General features: G+C 60.9%; 12 protein-coding genes. 1 reads left to right on the forward strand and 11 read right to left on the reverse strand.

Translation table 11 applies throughout. The features are described from left to right. Window positions 1-315: 315 nt before the first annotated feature. The 9 genes from trpE to PI739_RS21955 all read right to left on the reverse strand — a co-directional run bounded on the left by trpE (window position 316) and on the right by PI739_RS21955 (window position 10,954). Window positions 316-1,797, reverse strand: coding sequence for an anthranilate synthase component I (gene trpE / locus PI739_RS21915; RefSeq protein WP_003433217.1), 1,482 nt, complete (start codon window positions 1,795-1,797; stop codon window positions 316-318). A gap of 70 nt (window positions 1,798-1,867) precedes the next feature. Next, window positions 1,868-2,686, reverse strand: a complete 819-nt coding sequence (locus PI739_RS21920) for a phosphoglycolate phosphatase (protein WP_003433219.1) — start codon at window positions 2,684-2,686, stop codon at window positions 1,868-1,870. Further along, window positions 2,683-3,357, reverse strand: a complete 675-nt coding sequence (gene rpe, locus PI739_RS21925) for a ribulose-phosphate 3-epimerase (protein ID WP_003304938.1) — start codon at window positions 3,355-3,357, stop codon at window positions 2,683-2,685. Before rpe ends, PI739_RS21920 begins: the two co-directional genes overlap by 4 nt. A 126-nt stretch (window positions 3,358-3,483) precedes the next feature. Continuing rightward, entirely contained in the window at window positions 3,484-4,305 is an 822-nt protein-coding gene (locus tag PI739_RS21930) for an ABC transporter permease (RefSeq protein WP_054081686.1), read from the reverse strand. Window positions 4,306-4,316: 11 nt separating this feature from the next. After that, window positions 4,317-5,564 (reverse strand): ABC transporter permease, encoded by a 1,248-nt coding sequence (locus PI739_RS21935; protein WP_003372759.1) that lies wholly within the window; start codon window positions 5,562-5,564, stop codon window positions 4,317-4,319. 77 nt (window positions 5,565-5,641) lie between these two features. Further along, complete coding sequence (locus tag PI739_RS21940; protein ID WP_003372761.1) at window positions 5,642-6,676, reverse strand: polyamine ABC transporter substrate-binding protein; 1,035 nt, start codon at window positions 6,674-6,676, stop codon at window positions 5,642-5,644. Window positions 6,677-6,758: 82 nt separating this feature from the next. Then, a complete protein-coding gene (locus PI739_RS21945; protein WP_003372763.1) occupies window positions 6,759-7,883 on the reverse strand; it encodes an ABC transporter ATP-binding protein in 1,125 nt (374 codons plus the stop codon). Window positions 7,884-8,279: 396 nt separating this feature from the next. After that, the gene (locus PI739_RS21950; protein WP_003341145.1) at window positions 8,280-8,909 is read right to left on the reverse strand and encodes a response regulator; all 630 of its coding nucleotides are present in this window, start codon (window positions 8,907-8,909) and stop codon (window positions 8,280-8,282) included. Continuing rightward, a complete protein-coding gene (locus PI739_RS21955) occupies window positions 8,906-10,954 on the reverse strand; it encodes a sensor histidine kinase (protein WP_054081687.1) in 2,049 nt (682 codons plus the stop codon). Before PI739_RS21955 ends, PI739_RS21950 begins: the two co-directional genes overlap by 4 nt. Before the next feature lie 78 nt (window positions 10,955-11,032). Between PI739_RS21955 and PI739_RS21960 the strand changes: the two genes are divergently transcribed. Beyond that, window positions 11,033-12,031, forward strand: coding sequence for an alpha/beta hydrolase family protein (locus tag PI739_RS21960; protein ID WP_054081688.1), 999 nt, complete (start codon window positions 11,033-11,035; stop codon window positions 12,029-12,031). Window positions 12,032-12,039: 8 nt separating this feature from the next. Here the strand turns inward: PI739_RS21960 and PI739_RS21965 are convergent, their stop codons facing one another. Beyond that, entirely contained in the window at window positions 12,040-12,807 is a 768-nt protein-coding gene (locus PI739_RS21965; RefSeq protein ID WP_271352182.1) for a TerB family tellurite resistance protein, read from the reverse strand. Continuing rightward, window positions 12,808-13,479 carry an N-acetylmuramate alpha-1-phosphate uridylyltransferase MurU gene (gene murU, locus PI739_RS21970; protein ID WP_003433236.1) on the reverse strand — a complete coding sequence of 224 codons (672 nt, stop codon included), beginning with the start codon at window positions 13,477-13,479 and terminating at the stop codon, window positions 12,808-12,810. It lies immediately after the preceding gene. Window positions 13,480-13,533: the final 54 nt, after the last annotated feature.

Genomic DNA, 13,533 nt, shown 5'->3' on the forward strand with positions numbered 1-13,533 from the left:
GCTGGACGCTCCGCGTCCTATCCTGAGAACTGCGGCGCGGTGCGGATCGGTGACGCGGAGCGTCACCCACGGCATTCCCACGCTGGAGCGTGAGGAACGATAATCTCAACTATCGTGCGTGGCGCTTTTTCAGGGTTTCACTATCGTGCCCATGCTCCGCGTGGGCATGCCTTTCTGGACGCTCCGCGTCCTATCCTGAGAACTGCGGCGCGGTGCAGATCGGTGACGCGGAGCGTCACCCAAGGCATTCCCACGCTGGAGCGTGAGGAACGATAGCTCTCTAACTACCGTTCATTACCAGAGCAGCAAGCCTGCTCAACCCTCGGCAGTCTGCGAGGCCAGGGCCACGGCGCGGAACATGGCGCGGCGTTTGTTCAGGGTTTCTTCCCATTCCAGCACTGGCACGGAGTCGGCGACAATGCCGCCACCGGCCTGTACATGCAGCTCACCGTTCTTGATTACCGCAGTCCGAATCGCAATCGCCGTGTCCATGTTGCCGTTCCAGGCGAGATAACCGACTGCCCCGCCATAGACGCCGCGCTTGACCGGCTCCAGCTCATCGATGATTTCCATGGCGCGGATCTTCGGTGCTCCGGACAGGGTGCCAGCCGGCAGGATTGCGCGCAGAGCGTCCATCGCGCTCAGCCCGCTTTTCAACTGGCCTGTAACGTTGGACACAATGTGCATCACGTTGGAATAACGCTCGATGACCATTTTCTCGGTCAGTTTGACCGTGCCAATCTCGGACACCCGACCGGTATCATTGCGGCCAAGATCGATGAGCATCAGGTGTTCGGCGATTTCCTTGTGATCGGAAAGCAGGTCTTCTTCCAGCGCGCGATCCGCCTCTTCGGTGGCGCCACGAGGGCGAGTACCGGCAATCGGACGCACGGTGATCAGGTTGTCCTCGACCCGCACCAGCACTTCCGGCGAACTACCGACGACATGGAAGTCGCCGAAGTTGAAGAAATACATGTAAGGCGTCGGGTTGAAGCAGCGCAGCGCCCGATACAGATCGATGGGCGCGGCGCTGAAATCGATGGACATGCGCTGTGACGGGACAACCTGCATCACGTCGCCAGCGAGGATGTACTGCTTGATCGTGTCGACCGCCGCCTCGTAATCATCCTGAGTAAAGCTGGAGCGAAACACCGGGTCGGCAGCCGGAGGCCGGTCCAGGTCAAGACCGCGGCGCGGCGTGATCGGCTGGCGCAGCTTGTGCATCAGTTCATCGAGCTGCGCCACACCACTTGCGTAGGCGTCCTGCTGAGCCGGATCGATCAGCACGATGGCGTGCATCTTGCCCGCCAGGTTGTCGAACACCACGACCGCGTCAGACACCATCAACAGGATATCCGGCACGCCCAGCGGGTCAGGATTCGGGCAGTTGGCCAGACGCTTCTCGACATAGCGCACACAGTCGTAGCCAAAGTAGCCCACCAGCCCGCCGTTGAAGCGTGGCAGCCCGGCAATCGTCGGCACGTTATAGCGCGCCTTGAAGGTCTCGACGAAGTCCAGGGGGTCTTCGACATCCAGGCTTTCGATCTCGACGCCATCATGGGTCACGCTGACGTGATGACCATGCACGCGCATCACGGTGCGGCATGGCAGGCCGATGATCGAATAACGCCCCCACTTCTCGCCGCCCTGAACCGACTCCAGCAGGTAGGAGTTGGGCTGGTCGGCAAGCTTGAGGTAGATCGACAGCGGTGTGTCGAAGTCGGCCAGGGTTTCGCGGGCAAGCGGGATGCGGTTGTAGCCTTCAGCGGCCAAACGCAGGAATTCTTCACGGTTCATGAGCAACCTCGTGGTTTGAGGACAAAACGGTCAGGTAGGCAAACGTGCCGGCAGGCCGGCCAGAATCAGGTCAGGCGCGCCAACGCCAGCGGGCCAGGGCCTTGATGACTTTCATCCAGAGTTTGCGAGTGACCACCACGATGGATTCTCTTGAGGAGGGACGTTTGATGTCGGGCAACAGTATCTCAGCGTCCATGTCCAGGCAACCGGGAATCAGCCTGCGCAGATCATCGATGACCATCGCCGGGTTTTCCTCGGCAATCGGCCGCCCATGGTTGTAGCCATAGCTCAGCGCGACGCAGGCCACACCGGCAGCCTTGGCCGCCTGAACATCACTGCGCGAGTCGCCGACGAACAGTGATTGCGAGGCCGGTACGCCGGCCATTTTCATCACGAAAAACAGTGCAGCAGGATCGGGCTTTTTCTGCGGCATGGTGTCGCCGCCGATGATCCAGCGAAAGAAACGCCCCAGTTTCATCTCGTCCAGCAGCGGCGCGACGAAGCGCTCCGGCTTGTTGGTGATGAGGGCCATTTCGACACCCATTTTCTGCAGCCACTTGAGGGTTTCGCGCACGCCGGGATAGACCACGGTGAACTCATGCTTCTGCGCATAAGCGCGCATGAAGATCTCCAGGCCCTGCTCGGCCAGCGCGTCATCGACCCCGCTGTGGTCGAGGTTGTTGGCCAGCGCGCGGCGTACCAGCACCGGCGCACCGTTGCCCACCCAGGACCGCACCGATTCCAGCCCGGCGATCGGACGCCCCAGCTCGGCGAGCATGGTGTCCACCGCCACGGCCAGATCGGGCACCGAGTCCACCAGGGTGCCGTCCAGGTCGAACATGATCAGCTTGGGAAGTTTGCCTGCAAACAGCTGCTCGAAGCCGCTCATGCGCGGGATGACGCCAGTTCTGTGCGCATCTTTTCGATCACTTCGCGGTAGTCCGGTGCATTGAAAATGGCTGAACCGGCGACGAAGGTATCAGCACCTGCCGCTGCAATTTCGCGGATATTGTTGACGTTCACGCCGCCGTCGATTTCCAGGCGGATGTCGCGTCCAGAAGCATCGATCAAGGCGCGTGCTTCACGCAGCTTGTTGAGCGTGCCGGGAATGAACTTCTGCCCGCCAAAACCGGGGTTGACGCTCATGAGCAGGATCATGTCGACCTTGTCCATGACGTATTCGAGCAGGTTCAACGGCGTGGCCGGGTTGAACACCAGGCCCGCCTTGCAGCCACCCTCGCGGATCAACTGCAGCGAACGATCAATATGCTGGGTCGCTTCCGGGTGAAAGGTAATGTAGGTGGCACCGGCCTCGATGAAGTCGCCGATGATGCGATCCACCGGGCTGACCATCAGGTGCACGTCAATCGGTGCGGTGACGCCATATTTGCGCAACGCGCTGCACACCATCGGACCAATGGTCAGGTTCGGGACATAGTGATTGTCCATGACATCGAAGTGGACAAAGTCGGCGCCGCTGGACAGCACGTTGTCGACTTCCTCACCCAGACGGGCGAAGTCAGCGGAAAGAATCGATGGGGCAATAACGAAGGGCTGCATGACGCACCTGTTTGAGCAGAATCACGGTGCGCGGATTGTACGCCAAGCTTCGCCCGGAGCGGTAAGCCTCAAGCTGCACGCCAATGGATTCGCCCTGGCTGGCCGCTTGAGACTTGTCGCGCTCGGTTACTGAGCCGTTCTGAGTTTTTCGCTGCGCCCGCGTAACCACTCGAGCACCAGCAGCAAGACCACCGAAAAACCGATCAGCAAGGTCGCAGCGGCGGCGATGGTCGGGCTGAGGTTTTCGCGAATGCCGCTGAACATCTGCCGAGGCAAGGTGGCTTGTTCCGGCCCGGCGAGGAACAGCGTGACCACCACTTCGTCGAACGAGGTCGCGAAGGCGAACAGCGCGCCGGAAATCACCCCCGGCGCAATCAGTGGCAGGGTCACGCGCCGGAAGGCGGTCAGTGGCGAGGCACCAAGGCTGGCAGCCGCACGCACCAGATTGTGATTGAAACCCTGCAAGGTCGCCGACACGGTGATGATCACGAACGGCACACCAAGCACCGCATGGACCAGAATCAGCGAGGTGTAGCTGTTGCCAAGGCCCAGCGGCGCGAAGAACAGGTAACTGGCGACGCCGACAATCACCACCGGCACCACCATCGGCGAAATCACCAAGGCCATGACCAGCGCCTTCCCAGGGAAGTTGCCGCGGGTCAGGCCGATCGCTGCCAGCGTGCCGAAGCCCATCGCCAGCAGGGTCGCGGCCGGGGCGACGATCATGCTGTTCTTCAGCGCGCGCATCCACTCGGCGGAGTTGAAGAAGTCCTGATACCACTGCAACGAGAAGCCTTGCAGCGGGTAGACCAGAAAGCTGCCGGAGTTGAATGACAGCGGCACGATGACCAATACCGGAAGCACGAGAAACAGCAGCACCAGGGTGCAGATGATGCGCAAGGCGTAATACCAGAAGCGCTCGATCGGCGATGTGTAAGGGTTCAGCATGGTGACACTCCTCAGCTCAGACGCAGGCGGCTGGCGCCGACCAGCCAGCTATAAATCAGGTACAGCACGATGGTCGCCAACAGCAGCAGACCGCCGAGCGCGGTGGCCATGCCCCAGTTGATGCTGGTGTTGGTGTAGAAGGCGACGAAGTAGCTGACCATCTGATCGTTCGGGCTGCCCAGCAAAGCCGGTGTGATGTAGTAGCCAATCGACAGAATGAACACCAGCAGGCAGCCGGCGCCGATCCCGGCGTAAGTCTGCGGGAAGTACACGCGCCAGAAGCTCGCAAACGGGTGGCAGCCCAGCGAAATCGCAGCGCGCATGTAGGTCGGGGAGATGTTCTTCATCACGCTGTAGATCGGCAGGATCATGAACGGCAGCATGATGTGCACCATCGAGATGTACACGCCGACGCGGTTGAAGACCAGTTCCAGCGGCTTGTCGATGATGCCCATCGCCAGCAGCGCACTGTTGATCAGACCGCTGGACTGCAACAACACGATCCAGGCAGCCACGCGCACCAGAATCGAGGTCCAGAACGGCAGCAGCACCAGAATCATCAGCAGGTTGCTCTGCCGGGCGGGCAGGCTGGCCAGCAGATAGGCCAGCGGATAAGCCAGTACCAGACAGATCGCGGTAATCACCAGGCCCATCCAGAATGTGCGGGCGAAGATGTCCAGATAGATCGCCTGGTCCGGGGTCGCCGGGGCGACTTCGCCGAGGTCATCGATACGATGGTCGACGGCCGCCAGCAGGTAATACGGCGTAACACTGCTGGTATTGCGGCGCACCGCCTGCCAGTACGCCGGGTCGCCCCAGCGCTCGTCCAATGCTTCGAGCGCTTCTTTATAAGAGGCAGGCTCGGTCTTGAACGGCAGCGCGCGGGCGGTCTTGCTCAACAGGCTGCGATAACCGGCCAGTTCCATGTTCAAACGCTTGGACAGATCGCCCAGCGTGGAATTCTTGCGTGTTTCGGCCAGGTCCAGGCTCATTGCCTTGTAGACCGACTCGGGCGGCAGCCCTTTTCCATCCCACTTTTGCACTTCGACCACAGTGGTCGGCAGTGCAGTCACGACTTCCGGGTTGCCAACACTCTTGTAGAGCAGCGCGGCGATGGGCACCAGAAACACCAACAACAGGAAAATCACCAACGGCGCGATCAGTGCCTGAGCCTTCCAGCGGTTGACCCGCTCGGCGCGAGCGAGACGTTGCTTCAAGTTGGGGCTGGCGCCTTCAGTCAGGGGCACGGCGATGGCCATAGCGAACTCCGGGATCTTTCAACGAGGGGGCGCTCCCCGTTTCAGGGAGCGCCCGGTTCTGACTCAACGCAAATGACTTACTTGGCAGCCCAGGCAGTGAAACGCTGCTCAAGGGATTCGCCGTTGTCGGTCCAGAACGCCACGTCCATCTGCACCTGATCCTTGATGTTCTCAGGCGTGGTCGGCATGTTCTGCAGGGTTTCCTTGTCCAGCAGCTTGACCGCCTGGGTGTTGGCCGGGCCGTAGGCAATGTTCTGCGAGTAGGTCTTCTGCTGATCGGGGCTCAGCATGTAGGCGATGAACTTCTTCGCGGCATCGGCGTTTTTCGAACCCTTCGGGATGGCCCAGGCGTCGAAGTCGTACACGCCGCCAGTCCACACGACCTTGAGGTTGCTTTCCTTCTGCACGGCGGCGATCCGGCCGTTGTAGGCCGAGCTCATCACCACATCACCGGAAGCCAGGTACTGCGGCGGCTGTGCGCCAGCTTCCCACCACTGAATGTTTGGCTTGAGCTCATCCAGCTTTTTGAACGCGCGGTCCTGGCCATCTTTGCTGGCCAATACCTTGTAGACGTCTTTCGGCGCAACGCCGTCGGCCATCAGGGCGAATTCCAGGGTGTACTTGGCGCCTTTGCGCAGGCCGCGCTTGCCTGGAAATTTCTTGGTGTCCCAGAAATCGGCCCAGCCGCTGGGTGCAGTGCTGACCTTGTCAGCGTTGTACGCCAGCACGGTGGACCAGACGAAGAAGCCGGCACCACAGGTGGTGATGGCGCCAGGCACGAAGTCAGCAGCATTGCCCAGCTGTTTCGGGTCCAGCTCTTCGAACATGTCTTCGTCGCAACCACGCGCCAGTTCCGGCGATTCGACTTCTACCAAGTCCCAGGAAACGCTCTTAGTGTCGACCATGGTTTTGACCTTGGCCATTTCCCCGTTGTACTCACCGGCGATGATCTTGCCGTTGCCGGCCTTTTCCCAAGGCGCGTAAAACGCTTTTTCCTGAGCGGCCTTGTTGGCACCGCCAAAGGAGATGACGGTCAGGTCGGTGGCAGCCATGGCCTGCGCGGCGCACATCAGGCCCAACGTGATAGCGGTGAACTTCAAAGACTTCAACATAGGTTCTTTTCTCCACGAGCAGTGTTGGTAAGCGATTGGGATGGGCGATCAGGTCGCCTCTGTTATTGCTTTTATTGATAGATCAATGCACTTGCTGCAAGGGGTCGAGCGCGCGGACGTGCTCGACTTGCCAGCCGATCGGCACGACATCGCCCACGCTGAGCGTCGGGTCCAGTTCAGCAATCGGCTGTTTGACGAAGAAGTCGTTCTTGCCTGCCACTTCCAGGCGCACGCGAACGTGGTCGCCCAGATAGATGAACTCGGCCACACGACCGGAAAACCGGTTGGCACAGCTCTCGCTGCGACCATTGAGGTTAATGCGCTCGGGACGGATCGACAGGGTCACCGGACCGCCAGGCTGACCGACGTTGATCGCCAGTGCGTGGACTTTCTCGCCACGCTCCAGCTCGACCACACAGCGGTCGCCGTCCTGGCTGACCAGACGTCCATTGAGGCGGTTGTTCTCGCCGATGAAGTTGGCCACGAAGGTGTTCTTCGGCTCTTCGTACAGGCTGCGGGGCGGTGCGATCTGCTGGATCTCGCCCTGATGGAAGACGGCGACCCGGTCGGACATGGTCAGGGCTTCGCCCTGGTCGTGGGTCACATAGACCACGGTCACGCCCAGGCGCTGGTGCAGGTGCTTGATCTCCATCTGCATGTGTTCGCGCAGCTGCTTGTCGAGAGCACCGAGCGGCTCATCCATCAGCACCAGCTGGGGTTCGAACACCAGCGCGCGCGCCAGCGCCACGCGTTGCTGCTGGCCACCGGACAACTGCGCCGGGTAGCGATGCGCAAACGTGTCCAGCTGGACCATGCCCAGTGCCTTTTTGACCTTCTCGCCGACGTCGGTCTTGCTCATGCCACGCACCGACAACGGGAACGCCAGGTTCTCGGCCACAGTCATGTGCGGAAACAAGGCGTAGTTCTGAAACACCATGCCGATGTCGCGTTTGTGCGGCGGCACGTTGTTGATGGCGCGGCCACCGAGGAGGATTTCACCAGCCGTCGGGGTCTCGAAACCGGCCAGCATCATCAGGCTGGTGGTCTTGCCCGAGCCGGACGGACCGAGCAGGGTCAGGAACTCGCCCTTGCGAATGTCCAGGTTGAGGTCTTTGACGATCAGTGCTTCGCCGTCGTAGCTCTTCTGCACACCACGAAAGCTGACCAGAACATCATTTGCTCCAGCGCTTGTATCGACGTCGCTCATTACCCACACCTTTGTTTTGTCTGCGTGGGCTCAAGCCTAGAGCAGCCCGAAGCCCCGGCAAATCGGGGGCCGGGAGAGAATCGCCTAGGCTGGCTGGAAGGCCAGGGGTAGGGATTGCCCTACAGAGATGGCGCGATTGGATATGTCGGTTCCTCCCCTTCTCGACGCGCGGCATCGCAAGAGGACGCAGAGCGTCCCGAACGGCATGCCCACGCGGAGCATGGGCACGATAGCGTTCTCAAGGACGCCTATCGCTCCGAACGGTATGCCCACGCAGAGCACGAGAACAATAGCGTTCTCAAGGACGCCTATCGTTCCGCAGGCTCCGCGTGGGAATGCAGGTCTCGACGCTCTGCGTCGCAAAGGGGCGCGGGGTGTCAGGTGTCGTTTTCAGACTCAGAGCAGCTTGTGCTCCATTGCGTACTTGACCAGATCGGCCAGCGAGTTGAGTTTCATTTTTTGCATCAGCCGCGCCTTGTGGGTGCTGATGGTCTTGCTGCTCAAGGCCAGTTGCTGAGCGATGTCGTTGACGTTGGCGCCCTGGGCGAGGCGCTCGAATACTGAAAACTCGCGCTCCGACAGCAGCGAGTGCAGAGGCCGGCTGTCGGTGAGGCCGACTTCGAAGACCATGCGGTCGGCCAGATCCGGATCAATATAACGCCCGCCGGCTGCCACCCGGCGAATGGCCGTCAGCAGCAGCGCCGGATCGCTATCCTTGGTGGCATAACCTGCCGCGCCGACCTTCAATGCACGCGCAGCCATCTGCGCCTCATTGTGCATCGACAGCACCAGAATGGCCGGCGGGTTGGTCAATGCGAGAATCCTCGGTATCGCCTCAAGCCCGTTGACGCCGGGCATGGAGATATCCAGCAGCACCACTTCGCAGGCCACATGACGCAGGGTTTCGAGCAACTGTTCGCCATTGCTCGCCTCGCCCACCACTTGCAGATCTCTGGCCAGGCCAATCAATTGCTTGATTCCTTCGCGCACGATGGTGTGGTCTTCGGCTACCAAAACACGAATCACTGTCTTCGCTCCTGTGCGAGGGTGTCCAGCGGGATATAGGCGCGCAAGGTTGTGCCCTCACCCACCTCGCTGTCCAGCTCCAGTCGGCCACCGAGCATCAGCACCCGCTCGCGCATCCCGACCAGACCGAACGAAACCGCCCTGCCTGACTCGATGACAAACCCCTGCCCATCATCGGCGACGCTCATGCACATCATGCCGTCCTGCAGCGTCAGACTGATCTCTACCGTGTGTGCCCGGGCATGGCGCATCACATTGGTCAGGGCCTCCTGGAGGATCCGGAACATGCCTGTAGCCCGGGCATCGCTGAGCGCCGGGAGATTGTCCGGCACCTGCACCAGACAAGGGATCTGCGTGCGCGCCTCGAAACGGCGCGCCTGCCATTCAATGGCTGATGCGATGCCAGCATCGAGAATCGGCGGCCGCAAGGCCGTGGCCACATCGCGCACCAGTTGAAACAACTGAGCGATCAGACGCTTCATGCTGTCCAGTCGCTCGCTCAGGCCAGGGTCGAGGTCGGCATAGGCCAGCTCGCACATCGACGTCTCGAGCTTCAATACCGTCAGCATCTGACCCAGTTCGTCATGAACCTCGCGGGCAATATGCGCCTTCTCCTCTTCACGCACGCTTTCCAGATGCGCCGACAAGTCACGTAACTGGTCATGCGCGCGGCGTCGTTCGCTGACGTCAGTGAGGAATACCACCAAGTATTCGGCGTCACGAAAGCGCAGGAAGCTCAACGAGATATCGGTGGGCAGCAGGCTGCCATCGGCGCACAGGCAATGGGTCTCGAAGACTTGCGGGCTGTCTTCGCTGGAGCGCGCGTTCTTCCACAGGTTGAGCCAGCGATCCATATGCAGACCGGGCTCGAAATCGATTAGCGGGCGCTCTACCACCTGCCCCGGCGCATAGCCCAGCATGGACTCCGCCGCCCGGTTGGCGTAACGCACGCGGCTGTCCCAGTTGACCCACAGGATGCCGACGGTGCTTTGATCAATGGAGAATTGCGCCAGATGCAAGGCTTCCTCGCCCTCGACACGAAGGGCGAGTTCTTCGCGTGCAGCCAGCAGTTCCTGCTCCAGCGCCTGCTGCTGGCGTCGCTGCCAGACCACGATGGCGAAACACGCCAGCAACATCACCAGCAGCAGAATGCACAGGTTCTTCCAGAGCTTGGTCGACTCGATGAAATGTGCGGGGGTCAGCGGCATCCAGCGCGAATGCAGTTGCTCCAGCTCCTTGGCAGGGATCGCCCGCAATGCTGCGCTGACGATGGCCGCCAGTTCCGGCATGTCGCGACGTGAAGCCACACGTAACAATATGGGCAGCCCGATATCCCCCACCACCGCCAGCCCTGCGAACTCCGGCTCGCGCAGCAAACGGCTGAGTTGCGCCTCGTCCACCACGGCATAACGTGCTTGCTGACTGAGCAACAATTGCAGCGCCTGGCGCTCCAACGGCACTCCTTGCAGATTGAGGTGCGGGAAATTGCTGCGCAGGTAGTCCGCCGTGGTGCCGGGCATGCGCACCGCAACGCGGGAAAGGCTATCGAGTTTCTCCAGATCCACGGCAGTGCTGCCATCACGTTCGCCGATCAACAACTGCGAAACACGCAAATACGGGTCGGAAAACAACCACAGACGCAGGCCTGCCGGGGTTTGCATCAAGCCGGGCGCAACGTCGATTTCACCCTTGGCCAGCGCGTTCTCCAGCGCGCTCTGGTCAGGAAAGTTTCGCCACAGCAACTCAACCGGCAGCGTCGCCGCCAGCGCATTCATCAAATCGACATTGGCGCCGGACAATTGCTGCAAACGTTGATCGAACTGCGCGTAAGGCGCCCGCAGTACCAGCCCTATGCGCAAGGGACCATGCTGGTCGAGCCAATTACGCTGCGCCGAACTCAACTGCGCAACGGCAGGTGTTTCAGGTTCGTCAGCCTGCGTATCGACCATCTGAGCCATCAAGAGCAAAGCCAGGCAGCCGATAAAACCGGTGCGCAGAAGACGAATCATCAGTATGTCGCTCTCGTGTGTGCGTATCGCGGCCATGTGCCGCGCAGGCTCAGGCCTGACAAAAGCCGATCAACCCATTAGGCTGCCGGGATAGTTTCTGGCTTGGAATATCCGATGTCCTACACCTTTCGCGCAACGTTTCCTGCATTGTTTCTGTCATTGATACTGCCTTGCGCCTTGCCTGCCGTCGCAGCCGACCCGGCCCCTGCCAAAGACGCTGCCGCGGATGCGCCGGTCGAAAGAGCCCCGCTGCTCAGCCGCTCGCAGGAAGACGCAATAGCACTGGAACGCCAATTGCCTCGCGAAGACCAGCAGCAACTTCAGGCCGGAGACGAAAGCTTTCTCGCGCTCTGGAAACCCGCCAACACCGACACCCCTGAAGGCGCGGTCATCATTGTGCCTGGCGACGCTGAATCACCGGACTGGCCCGACGCTGTCGGCCCGCTGCGTCGCAAGTTTCCGGATGTCGGCTGGTCGAGCCTGAGTATCACCATGCCGGATCCGCTCGACAACACGCCGGGGGCACGCGAGCCCGATGCAACTCCGGCAGATGCAAACGCCAGCAAAGCCACTGAAACGCCGAAGGAAACACCCAAGGACGCCAGCGCGACAGCGAAGGACCCGGCGGCAGAAGCCGAGGCTCTGGCGGCTGCTGAAACAGCCAAGGCTGCAGCCGACGAAGAGATTAACAAGGCCCAGGCCGAGCGCATCTTTGCGCGGATCGAAGCCGCGATCAGCTTTGCGCAGCAGAACAAGGCACGCAGTATCGTGTTGATCGGCCACAGCAGCGGCGCGTACTGGGCGGCCAGGTTCCTCAACGAGCGGACATCGCCTGTGGTGCAGAAGCTGGTGATGCTGGCGGCGCGTGAACCCCTGAATGCCAAGCCTTCGCTGCTGGATATGGTGCCTCAGTTGAAAGTAAAAGCCGTCGACTTAATCTACAAAAACTCGCCTGACGAGGCTGCAAAAGCCCGCCTGCAGGCCAGTAAACGCACCAAGGGGCCGGGTTTTACCCAGATTGGTCTGATCAACATCGCCGGCAGCGGAGATACCGAACAAGAGCAGCTATTTCGCCGTGTCCGTGGCTGGATAGACGCCAAAGAGGAAAAATAAGCGCAGGTTCAGTTGAACCCGCGTCGGGCTTTCACCACCCGATAGGCATTGTGCAACTCGCTGGTCTTCTCGGTCGCCACCCGCACTTGCTGCGGATTGGTGCCCGAGCCGGCAATCTTGTCAGGGTGATGCCGGCTGAGCAGACGCCGGTAGGCACGCTTGATGCTCAGAGGATCCGTGTCCGACCTTATCCCCAGCAGCGTCATCGCACTTTTGTAGTCGTCGCCGCTGCTGATCGGTGAACGCTTCATAGGGTCGTGGTCAGCCGCCAGCGCCTCGACCTGCGGCCCTGTCCAGCCAAGCCACATGCCCCATACCCCGATCAGCTCGCGCTCGACCCGAGAAGCCTTGCCGTCCGCCCAGGCCATCCGCCAACAGGCGCGCAACATGTCTTCGGCAATGTCCGGCTGCCGTTGCAGACCACGCAGATAACTGCGCAGGCCATCGGAGCCGTCGCGGCCGCGCTTGAAAGCGTTGATGGCGCGCAACTGATCCGTCTCGTTCAGATTCAAACGGCGCATCTCGATACGTGCCTGGTGGATATGGCTGGCCAGAACCCGTCCGTCACTTTTGGCCAGACGGCCCAGCAACACGAACAGCAGGTCGTCCTGGGGGATCGTTGCACGCCCACCCAGACGCTCACGCAGATGCGCCCAGCTTTGCAGTTTCAGGCGCCGGTCCAGCGCCTGCCCCAATAGAGCACCGAGCATTGCGCCTGGAATACTGGCAATTGCGTAACCGACTCCAGCGCCGATCAGTGTGCCGGGCCAAAGCATTCAGCGAGTCTCCGCAAGCATCTGCTCGGCTTCAGCCAGGCGCTCGTGGGTACCGACATCGACCCAGCGCCCTCGGTAGTGCTCGCCCGTGACCAGTCCCTTATGCATCGCCTCGCGCAACAGCGGCGCGAGCTTGAACGCGCCGGGCTCAGAGTTGGCAAACAGCTGTGGATGGAGGATGGCGATGCCGCTGTACGTCAACCGCTGACCTGCCGAATCGTCGTCGCGCACCTGACCGTCAACCAGTGAGAAATCACCCGTCGGATGGTGCGCAGGGTTATCGACCAATACCAGATGCGCAAGGCCCGCAAGCGGCACGCGCAATGCGCCGAAGTCGTAATCGGTCCAGATATCCCCGTTGATCACCACGAACGGCTCAAGGCCAAGCAGCGGCAATGCACGCTGAATGCCACCGCCCGTTTCCAGCGGCATGCCTTCAGGCGAATAACGGATGCTCAGGTCGAAACGCTGACCGTCACCCAGGTAATCCTCGATCTGCTGGCCCAGCCACGCATGGTTGATGACCAGTTGGTGAAACCCTGCATCGCGCAAGGCGCTCAGGTGGTATTCGATCAACGGCACATCACCGACACGTACCAACGGTTTGGGTGTGTGCAGGGTCAACGGGCGCATTCGCTCGCCTTTACCGGCGGCGAGAATCATCGCTTTCATGCAGTCCTCTTCGACACAATCAAGATCTTTTCCAAAATGGCCATCTTTCAAGGC

This window comes from Pseudomonas cerasi (genome assembly GCF_027983475.1).
GTDB classification, from domain to species: Bacteria; Pseudomonadota; Gammaproteobacteria; order Pseudomonadales; family Pseudomonadaceae; genus Aquipseudomonas; species Aquipseudomonas cerasi.